Annotated in this window: 17 protein-coding genes; 14 read left to right on the top strand and 3 right to left on the bottom strand. The window is 60.6% G+C overall.

Going from position 1 to position 14,802, the window contains the following annotated elements:
- Positions 1-131: 131 nt before the first annotated feature.
- From N5D53_RS02035 to N5D53_RS02010, 6 genes are read left to right on the top strand one after another with little or no spacing between them, the layout of a single operon-like run.
- Positions 132-602, top strand: coding sequence for a transposase (locus tag N5D53_RS02035; protein WP_279839527.1), 471 nt, complete (start codon positions 132-134; stop codon positions 600-602).
- Entirely contained in the window at positions 599-1,078 is a 480-nt protein-coding gene (locus tag N5D53_RS02030; protein WP_279839526.1) for a DUF1833 family protein, read from the top strand. The genes N5D53_RS02035 and N5D53_RS02030 overlap by 4 nt, the downstream gene beginning before the upstream one ends.
- A gap of 2 nt (positions 1,079-1,080) precedes the next feature.
- The gene (locus tag N5D53_RS02025; RefSeq protein ID WP_279839524.1) at positions 1,081-1,476 is read left to right on the top strand and encodes a hypothetical protein; all 396 of its coding nucleotides are present in this window, start codon (positions 1,081-1,083) and stop codon (positions 1,474-1,476) included.
- Positions 1,454-4,507 carry a host specificity factor TipJ family phage tail protein gene (locus tag N5D53_RS02020; protein WP_279839522.1) on the top strand — a complete coding sequence of 1,018 codons (3,054 nt, stop codon included), beginning with the start codon at positions 1,454-1,456 and terminating at the stop codon, positions 4,505-4,507. Before N5D53_RS02025 ends, N5D53_RS02020 begins: the two co-directional genes overlap by 23 nt.
- 55 nt (positions 4,508-4,562) lie before the next feature.
- A complete protein-coding gene (locus N5D53_RS02015) occupies positions 4,563-6,332 on the top strand; it encodes an SGNH/GDSL hydrolase family protein (RefSeq protein ID WP_279839520.1) in 1,770 nt (589 codons plus the stop codon).
- Between the two features lie 14 nt (positions 6,333-6,346).
- Entirely contained in the window at positions 6,347-7,111 is a 765-nt protein-coding gene (locus N5D53_RS02010; protein ID WP_279839518.1) for a hypothetical protein, read from the top strand.
- A gap of 120 nt (positions 7,112-7,231) precedes the next feature.
- On the opposite strand, the gene N5D53_RS02005 is transcribed toward N5D53_RS02010, so the two are convergent.
- Positions 7,232-7,942 (bottom strand): hypothetical protein, encoded by a 711-nt coding sequence (locus tag N5D53_RS02005; protein WP_279839517.1) that lies wholly within the window; start codon positions 7,940-7,942, stop codon positions 7,232-7,234.
- Positions 7,943-8,161: 219 nt separating this feature from the next.
- On the opposite strand from N5D53_RS02005, the gene N5D53_RS02000 reads away from it, so the two are divergent.
- From N5D53_RS02000 to N5D53_RS01980, 5 genes are all read left to right on the top strand, one after another.
- A complete protein-coding gene (locus tag N5D53_RS02000) occupies positions 8,162-8,608 on the top strand; it encodes a structural protein P5 (protein WP_279839515.1) in 447 nt (148 codons plus the stop codon).
- Positions 8,605-9,138, top strand: a complete 534-nt coding sequence (locus tag N5D53_RS01995; protein WP_279839513.1) for a DUF2514 family protein — start codon at positions 8,605-8,607, stop codon at positions 9,136-9,138. The genes N5D53_RS02000 and N5D53_RS01995 overlap by 4 nt, the downstream gene beginning before the upstream one ends.
- Before the next feature lie 170 nt (positions 9,139-9,308).
- Positions 9,309-9,533 (top strand): hypothetical protein, encoded by a 225-nt coding sequence (locus tag N5D53_RS01990; RefSeq protein WP_279839510.1) that lies wholly within the window; start codon positions 9,309-9,311, stop codon positions 9,531-9,533.
- A gap of 73 nt (positions 9,534-9,606) precedes the next feature.
- Positions 9,607-9,900: a hypothetical protein gene (locus N5D53_RS01985; protein WP_012052974.1), complete on the top strand. Its 294-nt coding sequence runs from the start codon at positions 9,607-9,609 to the stop codon at positions 9,898-9,900.
- Entirely contained in the window at positions 9,897-10,196 is a 300-nt protein-coding gene (locus N5D53_RS01980; RefSeq protein ID WP_279839507.1) for a hypothetical protein, read from the top strand. The genes N5D53_RS01985 and N5D53_RS01980 overlap by 4 nt, the downstream gene beginning before the upstream one ends.
- 497 nt (positions 10,197-10,693) lie before the next feature.
- Here N5D53_RS01980 and N5D53_RS01975 read toward each other — a convergent pair whose 3' ends face one another.
- On the bottom strand, positions 10,694-11,620 hold the full coding sequence (locus N5D53_RS01975) for a LysR family transcriptional regulator (protein ID WP_190869124.1): 927 nt from the start codon (positions 11,618-11,620) through the stop codon (positions 10,694-10,696).
- Positions 11,621-11,733: 113 nt separating this feature from the next.
- Between N5D53_RS01975 and N5D53_RS01970 the strand changes: the two genes are divergently transcribed.
- Positions 11,734-12,465, top strand: a complete 732-nt coding sequence (locus tag N5D53_RS01970) for an SDR family NAD(P)-dependent oxidoreductase (protein ID WP_190869125.1) — start codon at positions 11,734-11,736, stop codon at positions 12,463-12,465.
- A gap of 69 nt (positions 12,466-12,534) precedes the next feature.
- The gene (locus N5D53_RS01965) at positions 12,535-12,744 is read left to right on the top strand and encodes a 4-oxalocrotonate tautomerase family protein (RefSeq protein WP_010953438.1); all 210 of its coding nucleotides are present in this window, start codon (positions 12,535-12,537) and stop codon (positions 12,742-12,744) included.
- A 157-nt stretch (positions 12,745-12,901) separates the two neighbouring features.
- On the opposite strand, the gene N5D53_RS01960 is transcribed toward N5D53_RS01965, so the two are convergent.
- Positions 12,902-13,939, bottom strand: coding sequence for a sensor domain-containing diguanylate cyclase (locus N5D53_RS01960; RefSeq protein WP_190869126.1), 1,038 nt, complete (start codon positions 13,937-13,939; stop codon positions 12,902-12,904).
- Positions 13,940-14,306: 367 nt separating this feature from the next.
- Here N5D53_RS01960 and N5D53_RS01955 point away from each other — a divergent pair, with 367 nt between their 5' ends.
- Positions 14,307-14,792, top strand: a complete 486-nt coding sequence (locus tag N5D53_RS01955; RefSeq protein WP_014591530.1) for a DUF2165 domain-containing protein — start codon at positions 14,307-14,309, stop codon at positions 14,790-14,792.
- The last annotated feature ends 10 nt before the right edge of the window (positions 14,793-14,802 follow it).

Raw genomic sequence — 14,802 nt, 5'->3', positions numbered from 1 at the left:
TCTAGCTCCTTATTTACCTAGAAACCCCACCTCCCTTGCTGGGCCCTCACGCCCGGGAAGCGGAGGGGGTCGAGCATAGGACAGATAGCCAGCACATTGCTATCTAAGGTACGCCTCAACGAGGAATGGCAATGATTCAATACCCGGCAGAATTGCCACTTCCTCTGCAGGAGGGGTATGGCCTGAGCACGGTCGACCCGATGCGGGCTACGCCGATGGTCACCGGCCGGTCTCGGTATCGACGGGTAACCAGCAATCCTCCGACCTCCGCTCAGTTCACATTCAACTTCAGCCAGGAAGAGGCTGCGCTGTTCGAGGGTTGGCATACCTGGGCTCTGAACCTTGGCGTCGAGTGGTTCGAGATGCCACTTCAGACCCCGCTGGGTATGCAGGTGCACCTGGTGCACTTCAAAGGTATGTATACCGGCGGTGAACTGGCTCAGATCAAGCGCTGGCGGTTCTCTGCTCGCTTGGAGTTCAAGAAACGGCCGGTCTACACCGAGGACCAGTACCTCGGCGCCTACCTGGGCATGCCGCTAGACCAGTTCAACGCCGGCCTGCAATCCATCCTTGAGAAATGGCATACGGATTACTTCGGATGAGCCTGATAGAAGAGTGCTATGCCTCGGGGCGCGGGGAGCTGGTGGATACGATCGAGGCGCGGAAGGAGGGCGGCACGGTCTCGCACTGCTACTGCTCGGGCTGGGAAGACCGGGTGTGCGCCACCGAGGACGGCCGCACGCTGACCTTCGTCGCAATGGCCATGGACCTGGCCCTGCCCAAGAACGACAACAGCGCGTTCCAGAACCTGGTGCTGGGCCTGGACAACGTCACGGGCGAGGTGCAGGAGGTCGTTGAGGAAGCCAAGGCAGCCGATGACCGCTTCATCATCACCTTTCGGCGCTACCTGGTCGAAGACCTGACGTTCCCGCAAGAGCGGTACCGCATGACGCTGCTCAGCCGGGAGTACGAAGACGACGTGGCCAAGCTCACCGCCGGCTTCTTCGACCTGCTCAACACCAACGGTCTGCGCACCGTGCTGACCACCACCCTGGCACCTGGCCTCAAGTACCTCTAACCATGATCGAGAAATTCATACGCGCCCCGTATCGCGAGGGTGCACGGGGTCCTATTGCCTTCGATTGCTGGGGTCTGTGCATCGCCGTGCGCCATGAGGTGTTCGGCCTGCCGCTGCTGCCCAGCCTGGGCGCCGTGGGCAAGAACAAGCTCAAGGCCAACACCGAGGCCTATCACGACCTGCGCCAGGGCATGGAGGAGTGCCAGCCCGAGCCCGGAGCGATCGCCGCCGTGTTCCGCGGCTCGCTGTGTCTGCACGTAGGCGTGGTAGTGGAAAGCGAGGGCAGATTGAAGGTGCTGGACACAAACCCCGGCGGCGCCTGCCTCCGAACAACTGGCGAGTTCGAAGCCGCTCACCCGAAGGTGGTGTACTACCGTGATCGAATTTTTCCCGAATAAGCTGAGCAACACGGCGCCCCTCGGCACCTGGAAGACAGACCGCCGAATGTCGATCGAGGAGTGGCTGAAGTCCCTGGCCCCGTCCTACGAGCGCCGAGAAAGCCCGCCAATCAGTGTTGTGCTCAATGATGAGCTGATCGAGCAGCACCTGTGGCATAAGGTGAAGTTCAAGCCTGCCGACCTGCTGCAGATCTACCGCGAGCCCAAAGGTACGGATCCGTTCTCCATCACCTTCGCGCTGTTCAAAGGCGCCAAGGCGGTGCTGAAGTCGATCATGCCCAAGATGCCCGGCATGCCATCCAGCGCAGGTACTCAGCAGGGCGACCCCCTGACCGAGGCCAGCGCCAAGGGCAACAAGGTCAAGCTGGGAGAGCCAGTGCGCCAGATCGCCGGCCATCAGCGGGTTTATCCGTCGTACCTGACCCAGCCCCGCCGGGCGCATGTCGCCCCGCGTGACCAGCGCGTGGAAATGCTGCTGTACATCGGCGAAGGCGAGTACGACGTACCGCTGGCCAAGGTCAAGGTTGGCGAAACCCCGCTGATCTCCTTGGGATCCGACGCAACCTTCACGATTTACCCGCCAGGCGCTGATCTGTCGGGCGACCCAGCCCACATCAACTGGTTCAACGTTCCTGAGGTAGGGGCAAGCTCCAGCGGCTCGGCCGGCCTGGAACTGACCATGGCCACCGACCTCACCAGGTCGGCCACGGCTTCGGCCTACCAGTTCGTCGGCGATACGATCAGCGTGCCGTCCGGCTCTGGCCAGTTCCCGGCCGACTGGTCGAACGGCATCATCGTCCGTGTGCTTGCGCCGTATACCTACACGGTGATCGACGGTGGTGCAGGTCGCGACATCATCCGTGGCCCGCTGGAAATGCTGAATCCCACGGCTGGGATGCTCATCGAGGTGGCCGGGGCGAATGCTGGCTTGTACGTCGTGCATAGCTACACACCATACAGCCCAGCAGTGCCGGCCAACCCTGGAACCGCTTCTACGCTCACTGGCTCAGCCGCACCGAGCCGGTATGACTTCGACGTCACGTCACTGAGCTTTAGCCTGGTACGGGGCGCGTCCACCTACCCAGTGACGCTGAACACCGCCACAACCGATCTCGCGGGCCTGGTATCTGCACTGAATACCCAGCTCAGCGGGACGCCATTCCAGGCGCAGCAGAGCAGCGGTATGGTGCGGTTCGTTGAGCTAACGCCGTTCGCCGGCCAGGCCATCACGGCCACCGGCGCATCGACCATCCTGGGCTCGTCGCCCGTCGGCGTGACCGGCATGGCAACGACCAGCGCCATTCCCGAGCAGCCAGCGGAAATGACGCTGGACTATGACGGTGGGTCGCCTGTGGTAGGTCTGGCACTGGGTCAGGGGCTGGCCACCATCGGCCCGCGCGGGCTGCGGTACCGGATCACGGCGTTCAGCACGAGCTTGCTCGAGGTTGAGCGCCTGACCTCATCCGGGTTGACTGACGCGGGCTGGCCCGGCTTCAACGCCATGCAGACCGTGAACGGCCTCATCACGCTGGACGCTTCGAACCTGCAGGGCGGCTACCGTGGGCCATTCGCCTGCTGCCCGGAAAACGAGAAGGTCACCCAGCTAGAGTGGACTGTCACCTACGCCAATGGCCTGGCCGGTATCGGCCGGGAAGGGCAGATTTACGAGATCCCGACCTACTACGTGTTCGAGTACCGCGACATGGACGTGGCCGGTGCCTGGACGCAGCTCCAGTACATGAACGTGGGCGGCTCTCTCGATGCCCAAGGCTTCACCGAACGCGTGTCGCTGCCGTATGCAATGCGGGCCGAGGCCCGTATCCGCAAGCAGTATGTGGACCGGCCTGGCCGTATCAATGATGAAGCGCGGGATGACGCCACTTGGACGGATCTGCGCGGGCGGATGCAGAACTCGCCCACCAGCTACCCCGGCCTGACGGTGATGACCTGCAACATCCGTGGCGGTGACCGGCTTTCTGCGCAGTCCGAGAGCCAGGTCAGCGCCGAGGCAACCCGCATTCTGCCGCTGATGGAGGGCGGTACCGGGCCAAGCCGCGACATCGTGCCCTGGTGCATTTACCAGCTGAAGCAGCGCGGGTACACGGACGACGATCTGGATCTGCCGGAGTGGCAGGCGTTCCACAACATCTGCGTAGCCCGGGGGGACACCTACGACGAGACGCTGGAGTCGACGATCACCGTCAAGGACATGATCAACAACGCCCTGGCGTGCGGCTTTGGTGAGCTGGTGACCTTCCGTGGCCTGCTGCGTCCTGTCCGGGACAGTGCCAGGGCCGCGTTCGACGTGACCTACGGCCCGAAAACGCAGACCTACTCGCCACAGAACATGACCAAGATGCTCAAGATCAGCGGCGCCATGCCGTCGATCAACGACTTCGACGGCGTGGATGTGGAGTTCTTTTCGCGCACCACCTGGGCGTGGGAAACGGTCGAGTGCCGGTGGCCAGGCGACCTTGGCACCAAGGTCGAAAAGATCAAGATGCCCGGCATCAGCGACAGGACCAGGGCCTGGCGGATTGGTATGCGCCGGCGTGGCCATCAGAAGTTCAGGACCGACATCTACACCTGGGAAACCGAGATGGACGGCAGCAACAGCGGCTACCTGAGCTTCGCGGCCGTTGCGGATGACGCGCCAAAGCGTTGCCAGAGCGCGATCCTGCTGGACTTCGAGGTGACGGGATCGGGAACGCTGCTGACCTCATCGGAGCCGCTGGACTTCAGCGCCGGCGGCGAGCACCGGATCGGTGTGCGCAAGCTGGACGGCACGCTATCTGGGCCATGGACTGCCACGCAGGTGGATCAGTACACGGTGCGTGTCGATGCTCTCGACTTCACGCCTGTCTTTGATTCGTCGCTGGAGCCGCCGCACATCCTGTTCGGCCCGGCCACCCGCTGGGCCTACCCGGTGCTGGTCACCAGTTCTGACCCAGCCAACGGCAACACGGCGATGAAGGGCATGCCCTACGACGCCCGCGTTTACACCTACGACGACCAGTTCCCGCCGGCATGACGCCGCAGCAGTTACCAAGCCCGCCCAGTGCGGGCTTTTTATTGAGGAAGATTTGATGAGCGGCCAACAGACCATTCAGGAGCTGGACCGGATTGTCGGGACGACGAACGAGCTACTGCTGTCGCCCGAAGTGAAGATGATGGACGTTGGTGGAGGCGTGATGCGCCCGACCAATGCCATGGTGATGACCAACCTGGCCACACTGCTGGGCGGTGCGATGCCTTATGTTTCTGTCGCAGAAGGCCTGGCCGGGACTTCAGACGGCACCAACTTCAGCGTTGTCTCCAGCGCCCAAGACGAATATGTGAACGTCTACCGGAACGTTGGTGGGGCTGCAGAACTGGTCGATACCTATCCAAACGCCGAGGCCATCAAGGCCGTCAGCAGTCTGATTGCTGGCTTCCAGTCTGCTGGAGGTGAAGTTGATTATCTGACGGTAACCGATGTCTTGAACGGTGTTCTGGCTCGGATTACCAGTAAGGCGTTCCGGTCGACCGCATTCGACATCATCAGTAGCGAGGACGGTGTCACCTCGATGTCGGCCGCTGATGGTGGCCAGATCATGTATGTGGATGCGCTGCGGGCGATCTTCGGCCCTGCGGAGTTTCAGCCGGCCACGGTGCCGGGCGTGTACATCACCGACACCGCCGGCGGCGTCCTGGTCGATCTGAGCTCGCGAGAGGCCGATCCTGTCGATGCGTCACCCTTCAAGAGCGGCATTCTGTTCTCGCCGCTGATCGCGACGTTTGGCAGTGAGCCGGTCTATCTATACCCGCAGAACATGCTGGCCAGGCGGTCACGCTTCGAGGGGGCGGTTGCCACTGTCTCTAGTGCCGTCAACGAGGCGGTGGAGACGGGGCGGAAGATTCCTGTCTCGTATGGGCAATTCGGTTCTGATGCGGTCTTGCAGTTCAGGAACAAGGCGGATGCTACCAGCCACCGATTCATCACTCTGGCCGTGCGAAACGTTCCAACACAGTCCACCCCTGTTCCTATCAAGGTACTGCTGATCGGCGACAGTATCGGCAACCGATACGGTGGAAAGCTGCTTCGCCAGTTCCTGGAGGCACATGGCTACGCACCGACGTTCATCGGCACATTCCCAGGGTCAGGCAACCCGACCAACTCCAACGATGACACGGGTGAGCTGGGCGAGTGCCGAGAGGGGTGGGAGACTGGCGACTTCACCAACGCCGTCACCGATCGCGTGTCGGTCGTGGCGCCAGGTGGTGAGGCGAGCTACATGGCCATGACGAAAGCACAGAAGGCCAGCATCAATCCTTTCCTTCGCTCTGCTTCAGGATCTGATCCGGCCTCGTTCATCCGCAATGGCAACATTTTCGACCCGGCCTACTACCAGTCCAGGTTCTCACTGGCCACACCTGACGTGGTGGTGGTTATGCCCGGCACGAACGATGCCCGAGACAGGTTGGCGTCGACTATTCAGGCCGATGTTCTGGCCAACGACACGATCATGCTGTCGCAGATCAGAACGGCCTGGCCAGACTGCAAGATCATCCGCTGCCTGCCAGGCACAGCAATCAACGAGGATCGCAACATCCTCTGGACAAGCCACTACCTGCCGATGATCCGCTCGATTCAGGCAGCAGTGAAAGCGCGCGCCGATTCCAAGCTGTACCTGGCTCCGCTGTGGGCGATGAGCGACCCCGAATCAGGCTATTTCATACAGACCGCCAACGCCGACGAAAACGGAGTCACCCACGGCGACTGGCAAGACCCCATCCATCCGATCGCATCTTCCCGCGCGGCGCTCTACAAGGCCCTTGCTGCCTATGTGGCGGGCGCTGCCATCAACGCACTCTAAGTTAAGGAAATTCCATGGGTACTCGAATCATCGCTAATGACGTGACCGCACCTTGGTATTCGAAGGTGATCCCGCCAGTGACCCGCGGCCTTGAAGCCTGGTTCACCTTCAACACCGACGCGGCGCGTTTCAACATCAACCGGGCGATCGGCAAAGAGAACGGGATCATTGTGGGCAACCCGGTTGCTTATCCGACCCACGGTCGCTTCAAGGGGCTGGCCAACTACATCCAGACCCAGATTTCCGAGACCGATCAGTTGACCATTGTGGTGGTGGGCAAGGCTGTCAACGCTATCCCGGCCGGGGCAAGCAGCACCGGCGACGCCAACACACCGTTCTACGCCGGCAACCATCGCGGCGAATCCATGACCCCGGGTTACACCGGCCAGGTCTATGGCTCCGCCATCTACCATGTGCTGCCTGACGCCACTGGCGGCGGCAGTTCCAAGGACAACGGGGCGGGCGGTTTTTCCAACTACACCGTGTCCCTGGCAGGTGAAACGCCTACCAGCTGGGCCATTCGCACGCTGCGGGTAGGCCCTTCGGGCACTGACTCGATCATCAACTCCACCAGAAACGCAAAGGCCGATCGCTTGCAGGCCACCCCCCGCGTCCTGTCCTCGAACAAGATGCGGATTGGCAGCGGCACCACCGGCTTCGCGGCTGAGGTTGATATCGCGGGGGTGGCGATCTACTCAGTCGCCCTGACCGACTCCGAGCTGGCGCTCGTCGCTGACTCCTGGCGCAAGCATATGGCAGCCTTGGGCGTAACCGTCTGAAGATCACCGGACAGTACCAGACCGCCTAGAGCGGTTAATGAGATGGTCACCCCGCCATGCGCGGGCGTTTCCGCAGGTTATCGATTGCAAGGTGACTCCAGTACAAATATAAAATCAACGTTACGGGCTGGCTGTCATTACAAGGTCTTTGGTAAAAATTGATATTTCCGCAGCAACTTGAGAGGTGTCGAATCTTGGAGGGAGGCGGTTCGGCTTTGGATAATAGCGTGAGATTTTAGATGTGATACCTGATTCTTTGATCGCCAACTCAATTTGTTTATTTCCAAAGCCGTCATAAAGCATAGCTTTGATGCCGGTGTTGCTCCCCGTTGAAATCACATGTACTTTCGTTACTACAACGTGTACGCCGGCGTCTTTCAAAATAGCCGACAGACTACCTGCGAGTCGAGTAACCTCGTCTTCTGATTTTGCAATATTGATTATTATAACTGGCTTGCCATCCAGTCCTTTCAGGTTTGAGGTGAAAGCTTTTGCCACCTGTGTGGAGAAGGTCCTAGGCGTCAAGTTCTCTTCTATCTTTAAGCGCTTAAGCTTTTCTGTTTCGAGCTTTATCGATAGCTCTAGGTTTGCTTTGGTGATTTCTTCCGTCTTCAACTCCGCTTGCGCTGCGGCGTTGCGGGCTTGTGCGCTAACGCTATTTGCGTTAGCAATTGCTTGATCGTTGTATCGAGACTGGACTGTTGATGCCATATAGGTTACCACACCGGCGATGGAGGCAATCAATGCGCAGGTTATTGCGATCAGGGAAGCTGAAGTATGAATTGTGTTGGCTGCTTCTAATGAGATATTAAGCATGGACTTCATTTTCATTTATCTGGCGTTAGTTATTTTGGGGTTTTCTATTTTGATCGCAGCGGTACTGTTTTTTGGGTTAAGGAAATCCGGACCGCTCCGCTCGGCTCTACGCGAATATAGGAGAACAAAAGAAAGGCCTTGAAGCTGCACATGATCTGATCGTGGCGGGATTTCTCCTGCTGCGCAATCTCAATTACCCGCCCTGCACGGGATTTTTTTGTGCCTGGAGAAACCATGTCCACACCACGCGGCGTCCGCAACAACAACCCTGGCAACATAGATTTCAACCCCCGTAATGCGTGGCAGGGCCAGCTTGGCTTGGAGGTGGGCGTGGCCAGCCCGCGCTTCGCCCGCTTTGACCAAGCCGAGAACGGCATCCGGGCCTTGGCCAAGCTACTGCTCAACTACCGCGGCAAGGATGGCATGCCCGGCGTGGGTCGACCTGGCATCGACACCCCACTGGAATTCATCAACCGCTGGGCGCCGTCCAGCGAGAACAACACCTTGGCCTATGCGCAGGCCATCGCCAAGCGCCTCGGCGTGGGCGTGCGCGACTCCATCGACATCTCCAAGCGCGCCGTGCTGCGTGAGGCTGTCGTGGGCATCATCATGCATGAGAACGGCGGCAATCCGTATTCGGCTGCAATCATTGATGAAGGCGTGCGGCGGGCGCTGGCATGAACTGGTTGGCCGCTGTACCGGGCTGGTGCTGGTGGCTGATCGCCTTGGCGCTGGTCGCCGGCGGCCAGCAGTACCGGGTCGTGGTTGCTGAGGGCGTGGCGGCGGATGCCCGTGCGGAGACAGCCAGGTCCGAAAAGGCCTTGGCCGATTACCGACTTGAGGTGTCCGAGCGCGACCGTCGCGCCGCCGCCCAGGCCAGAACCGAAGAACAGCGCCGCCAAGCCCTGGCGGACGAGGAGGGAGAGAGTGCACGACAGAAACTGGAACTGGCCGAAAGCCGCGCAGCTGATGCTGAGTCTGCTGCTGGCGGGCTGCGCGGGGAAATCGAACGACTGCGCGCCGGCCGAGCAGCAACCTGCGGTGCCATCGCTACCCAGCAGCGCCAGGCAGGAACCTCTGCCGTCGTGGTGCTCGGGGGATTGCTTGAAGAGTCTGACCGAATGGCGGGCAGCTGCGCAGCAGCGCTTGAGAGAAGCCGAATAGCCGGCCTGGCATGCGAGGCTGTGGTTGAACGGATGAAGGGGCCGTAGATGACCTGCAGAAAAAACGAAGCCCCGGATGCTGGCGTCCGGGGCTTCTGGCTATCTTGGTCCCTATGAGAGGAAAGTTAGCGTGGCGAGATAATATCAGTCCGATGCCTTAGAGTCACCAGCAGATCCGGTCCTATACTCAGGCCATCAACTGGACAGGGCATCGCATTTTGGACAAGCGCACCTTAATAGGAATGGTTGAGGCCGGCGAGCCGCTGATTCAGCAGGCTGTCGACGCCCTGCGGGAGTATCACCAGGCCCAGGATCGCGGCGCGCTGGCGGAAGAGATTGAGCGGTTGCGCCTACTGGCCGAGTCGCTGTTCCAGGTGGTGTCCGATTACCAGCTCCGCGTCATCACCAAGGCCAGAGGAAAGGATCTGCCACCTCTTCACTGATCCGCTGACCGGCAATTGCCCGCGACCGATCCTGCCTATACGATACTGTTTATCCATACAGTATTGGTGCCCTATGTACTTCCTCCTCGTTCGCCGGCGCGTGAATGGCGTGGCCATCCCTACGAATCAGCTCGGCAAGATCACACCCATCCGAGCCGACATCCACATCGGCGACCACCACAGTGAGCCGCTGGGCCGGGTATCGACCCAGGCCTGGGTGTTCAACCCGTCGCCTGGGCCGGACATCATCCCGCGGCTGCACGATGCCAAGGTCAACGGCATGGCCCAGCTCGGGATCAACATCAACGGGGTGGAGGAGGTCGACGGCGTGCTCTACGCGCAGTCCTGGTGGTGCAGGGCAGAATGATGGAGGGGATACCGAAAGCTTGGTTGGATGAGCTGAACGACCAATTTTCCTTGGTAACCGATCCAGACGGCCGCGCCGCTGTGCTCGATGAGATGGCCTATGCCGCTCACCGCCGGCATGAAGTTAATTCGGAGAACCTAGTCGACATGCTCGAGCTTGCCGAGGCGGGCAGGGTATGGGCGCTGATGGAGCACGAGGAGGCCTGGTCTATCGGTCTCTTCGGCGATTACCAGACTGACCATCAGGCCGGGTACCAGGTGATCAAGGGTTCCGGAAAACCGGCCAGCTGTGAGTAGCTATATAAAGGAAGGGAAACGGTCGGCAGAACGCCGGATGCAGGCCGAAGCCCGTGGGGAGATTTTCGGGGGATGGTGAAATCGGGTATGGCACAGTGCGGCACCGTTTGCAGCGAGCGCCCGCTCAAGGCCTTGATCCGTAAGGCTTTAGGTGTATCCTGCACGCATGGGGTGCAAGGGGTCGAGTGTTCGAATCACTCCGTCCCGACCATATATTCAATGACTTAGGCCATTTCCGAAAGGAGTGGCCTTTTTCATGTGCGTGACTTTTGCGTCACTTCTCAGGGTTTTACGCCTGCCGGCACTGTGCTTGCAACAGCTCGACCCGTACCTGGGCGACCTAGCCCTTGCGCGTAGCAGCGTGAGTCCATCCATGCCACCGGCTCGGCCGGTGCTGGGCCGACACGTGCTAAACCGCACATCGGTCCAAGGCCAACTACAGGCTGGCCCATCGGCGCCGCATCCACCATGGCACTGATACAGAGTGATACGTCCCCTCAGCTGCCAGCGGCCCAGTGGCGCCGCTTGTCCATGATGAAGTCGACGAAGGCTCGCAGGCGCAACGGCATGTGTCGGCCTTGGGGATACAGCAGGGTGAACGGCCGCGAGCGGCCCGCGAAGGGCCGCAGCACCTCGACCAGCGAGCCCTCGGCAAGCTCGCGCTCGACGATGAAGCGGTAGGTCTGGAACAGTCCCGCGCCGTGCTTGGCCAAGGTCACGCCCCCGAGCACGTCGTCCGAGCAGACGTAGCCGCCCTCGGTGAGGACTTCCCGCTCGCGTCCCTCCTCGTCGAACAGCCAGGCGATGCGCCGACCGCTACTGGGCAGTTCGAACTGGATGCAGTCATGCCGCGCCAGTTCTTCAAGGCTCTGCGGCTCGCCCGCGTGTTCCAAATAATCTGGAGTGGCCACCACCACCAGCCGGGCGTCTTCCAGCGGCCGGGCGATCAGGGTCGAATCCGGCTGTGCACGCACGCGGATGGCCAGGTCGTAGCCCTCGCCGACAAAGTCGATGTTGCGGTTGCCCAGGTGGATGTCGACTTGCACCTTCGGGTAGCACCGGCGAAACTCGGGCAGCAGCGGCAGGATGCGGTGGTGCCCGTAGGTCGTGGGCAGGCTGATGCGCAGTGTGCCCGAAGGCTCCTGCTGCTGACCGGTCACCACCCGCTCGGCCTCCACCAGCTGGGTCAGCGCCTGACGACACTGTTCGTAGTAGCCTCGCCCGCCCTCGGTCAGGCGGATGCTGCGGGTGGTACGGACGAACAGTCTGGAGCCCAAGCGCTCTTCCAGGCGGCTGATCGAGCGACTGACCGCTGCCGGCGTCACGCCCGCCGCGAGACCGGCCGCGGTGAAACTGCCCAGCTCCGCCGCCAGACAGAACAGCTCGATGCTGCCGAGTAGGACGTCGTCGAAATGCCGCTGCATTGATTACACCATGTATCAACTGAAGTTCTCGCTGCCATATTTATCCTTATCTGAAGCAAAAATATAGTCCTCCCAACGGCGCACTTCGGCGCCACCTGATTGGGAGAAATGACATGAGCAACAGCAAAACGGTAGTGATCACCGGCGCCTCCAGCGGCATCGGCTTCGGCCTGGCCAAGGCTTTCCTCGCCAGTGGCTTCAATGTGGTCGGCAATGCCCGCTCCGCCGGACGCCTCGCCGAGGCCAAGGCACAACTGGACAGCCCCGCCTTCATCGGCGTGGCCGGCGACATCGCCAAGCCTGAGACCGCCCGCCGCCTGATTCAGGCCAGCATCGACGCCTTCGGCCAGGTCGACGTGTTGGTCAACAACGCTGGCTTCTTCCTGCCCAAACCCTTCATCGAATACGGCCCGGAAGACATCCAAGGCATGCTGGAGACCAACCTCAAGGGCGTGGTCTACGCCTCCCAGGCCGCCGCCGCGCACATGATCGAGCGGCGCCAGGGTCACATCATCAACATCACCGCTGCCGTGGCGCTGCAACCCAACATCGCCGTGCCCGCCGCCCTGCCGGTGCTGATCAAGGGGGGCCTCAACCAGGTCACCCGCGCCCTGGCGCTGGAGCTGTCGTCGCACAACATCCAGGTTAACGCGGTGGCTCCCGGCATCATCGAGACGCCGATGCACGATCCGGCCAGCTTCGACTTCCTCAACGGCCTGCAGCCGGCCGGACACATCGGCCGCGTCAGCGACATTGCCGACGCTGTGCTTTACCTGGCCAACGCCGGGTTCACCACGGGCGTGGTGTTGCCGGTCGACGGCGGTATGAGTGTCGGCAAATGGTAATAGGCTGAACGTAACGGGGAGGCATCCCGCCTCCTTGCCCTGATTTCCCCACCCCATAGGAGTAATACCATGCCCTTCGTCAGCGTCCGCATCACTCGCGACGGCGTCACTCGTGATCAGAAAGCCCAGGTCATCAAGGAAATCACCGAGACCTTGCAGCGAGTGCTCGGAAAGAAACCTGAGCTCACCCATATCGTGATCGAGGAGGTCGACACCGATAACTGGGGCTACGCCGGCATGACCACCACCGAGTACCGCAGCAAAGAAACTCAGGGATGAGTTCCGAACTGCCCCGGCGGCGCGAATCAGCGCCTCCAGGGCGGCCTTGGCTCGATACGCTTGCGAAGGAGAACCCACTTGGAGACCGGGGTGGCCAATACGCTAGCGCATCTCGTATAGGGAGAGCCTTGCCCCATGTTACCGAGTCTCAACTTCCTCAGGATAACGCTGGCACATAGACAACCTGGTCACGCCCCCCATGTTTGGCCGCATAGAGACCGCCATCAGCGCGCTTTATTGCATCATCAATCTGCTCACCCTGGGTGAGCAGGGTGCATCCGATGCTCATGGTCATCTTCCGAGGGCCGCCGGGCAACAAAAACGGCGCGGTGCCGATTGACTGACGCAAGCGCTCCGCAATCTGCGTTAATTCTTGGCTATCTTTAACCCGTAGCAGGGCCACGAACTCCTCTCCTCCCTGGCGTACCAGCAGGTCATCTGGCCGAAGCGTAGCCCGCAGGCGGCGGGCGCACTCGCAGAGCACTTTATCGCCGGCATCGTGGCCATGCTCGTCATTGACCGATTTGAAACGGTCGAGGTCTGCGTATACGGCACCTAGCTGTAAACCTCGCTCCTCAGCCAAACGAAGCTCTCGATTCTGAAATGCTGCCAATGCCCCGCGGTTCCATAGTTGTGTCAAAGGATCAAGCAAAGCCCTGCGCTGCCCGCGATCCATTTCAACACGCAGAGCGCGATTGACCTGAGCTAGGCTCCGCAGTTGCAAATAACCCTCGGTGAGCGTGGCTAAGTCCCGAAAATTAGCCTGTTGCGCTTCGCTGAGCTTCCGCGGCCGAGGATCGAACATGCACAGGGTGCCAATGGCTTTGCCATTTGAGGCACGTAACGGGTGGCCCGCATAGAACCGGATATAGGGTGGGTTCAGCACGAGGGGATTGTCCTCGAAGCGTGTATCGCACCTGGCGTCGGAAACCATCAAGGTATCTTCACCGAGAATCGCGTAGCCGCAAAAAGACACATTACGCTTCGTCTCGCTTACCTCGATACCGATTCGAGCCTTGAACCACTGCCGATCCTGATCGATTAGGCTGATCAGAACGGTCTCCACCTGGGCTAGTTCTTGGGTGAGTCGTACCAAGGTATCAAGATAATGCTCGGCCGGCGTATCGACCAAGTCCATATCATCAAGTGTGCGCTGACGAAGTGCTTCATCAGAGGGTAGGGGACAAGCTGGCATGTCTGTTACTCCACTCCTTGGTTCGTTTTTTCACAAATGCGGATAGAAAACTCTCAAGCATCTTGGCCAATGCCGCACACGCTCGGCGCCTTCAGGCCAGCCGAAGTAGAGAGCATAGCAAACCGGTTGGCTCTATCCCGGATCCTCCAGTGGGTAATACCTGTGGCGTAGATCGGCGCGGCTCGATCGGTCGCCCAAGACCTCGACAAACTTCTCAGACCTACAGACGGCTTGAACAAACGGTTGAGGTTGTCGCCCCTGCCTGCCTTATTGGAAATCCGGTATTGACCTCGAGTTAAGTCAAGGTTTTAGAGTGGCGTCCGGACGCTCTCGCTGCTTTCGGAAACGAACTCACAAAGGACCAGGAATGGACACTCCGACTTCACTGCTGATTTTCCAGATCACCTGCTGCATTGGCTTGAGCCTGTGGCTGAGTATCAGCCTGATCAACAACCTGCAGGCCTTTGCCAGCTCAGCCGGGGCGATCGGGGAGACCATGTCGATGGCGCCGCTGACCCAACCTCCCGGAATCAGCCTCCCTCTGCTGGTGCGAGCGATGACCTCTCACGCCATCCATCGCTTGGCCTTGTCGATCATCGTGCTGACACAGGCAGCCGCCGTTCTCGCGGCTTGGGTTGGCTGCTATGAACTGCTGCTTGGCGCCGGCCTGGAGGTGGCGCGGCCCTGGTTGAACCTGGCCTTGAGCGCAACGCTCGGGTTCCTGTTCGCGATGCTGCTGGGCGGGATATGGTTCGGCTACTGGATCCGCCAGGAAGGGTTGCAACTGACCCATCTGCTGTTGATGGTCTGGATCCTGCTGCACTTCGTCGTACTGAATGTCCGGTGGATTTGAACGGCCCAGG

The organism is Pseudomonas sp. GD03862, assembly GCF_029840855.1.
Taxonomy (GTDB): Bacteria; Pseudomonadota; Gammaproteobacteria; order Pseudomonadales; family Pseudomonadaceae; genus Aquipseudomonas; species Aquipseudomonas alloputida.
This window is presented reverse-complemented; position numbering and strand designations above follow the sequence as displayed.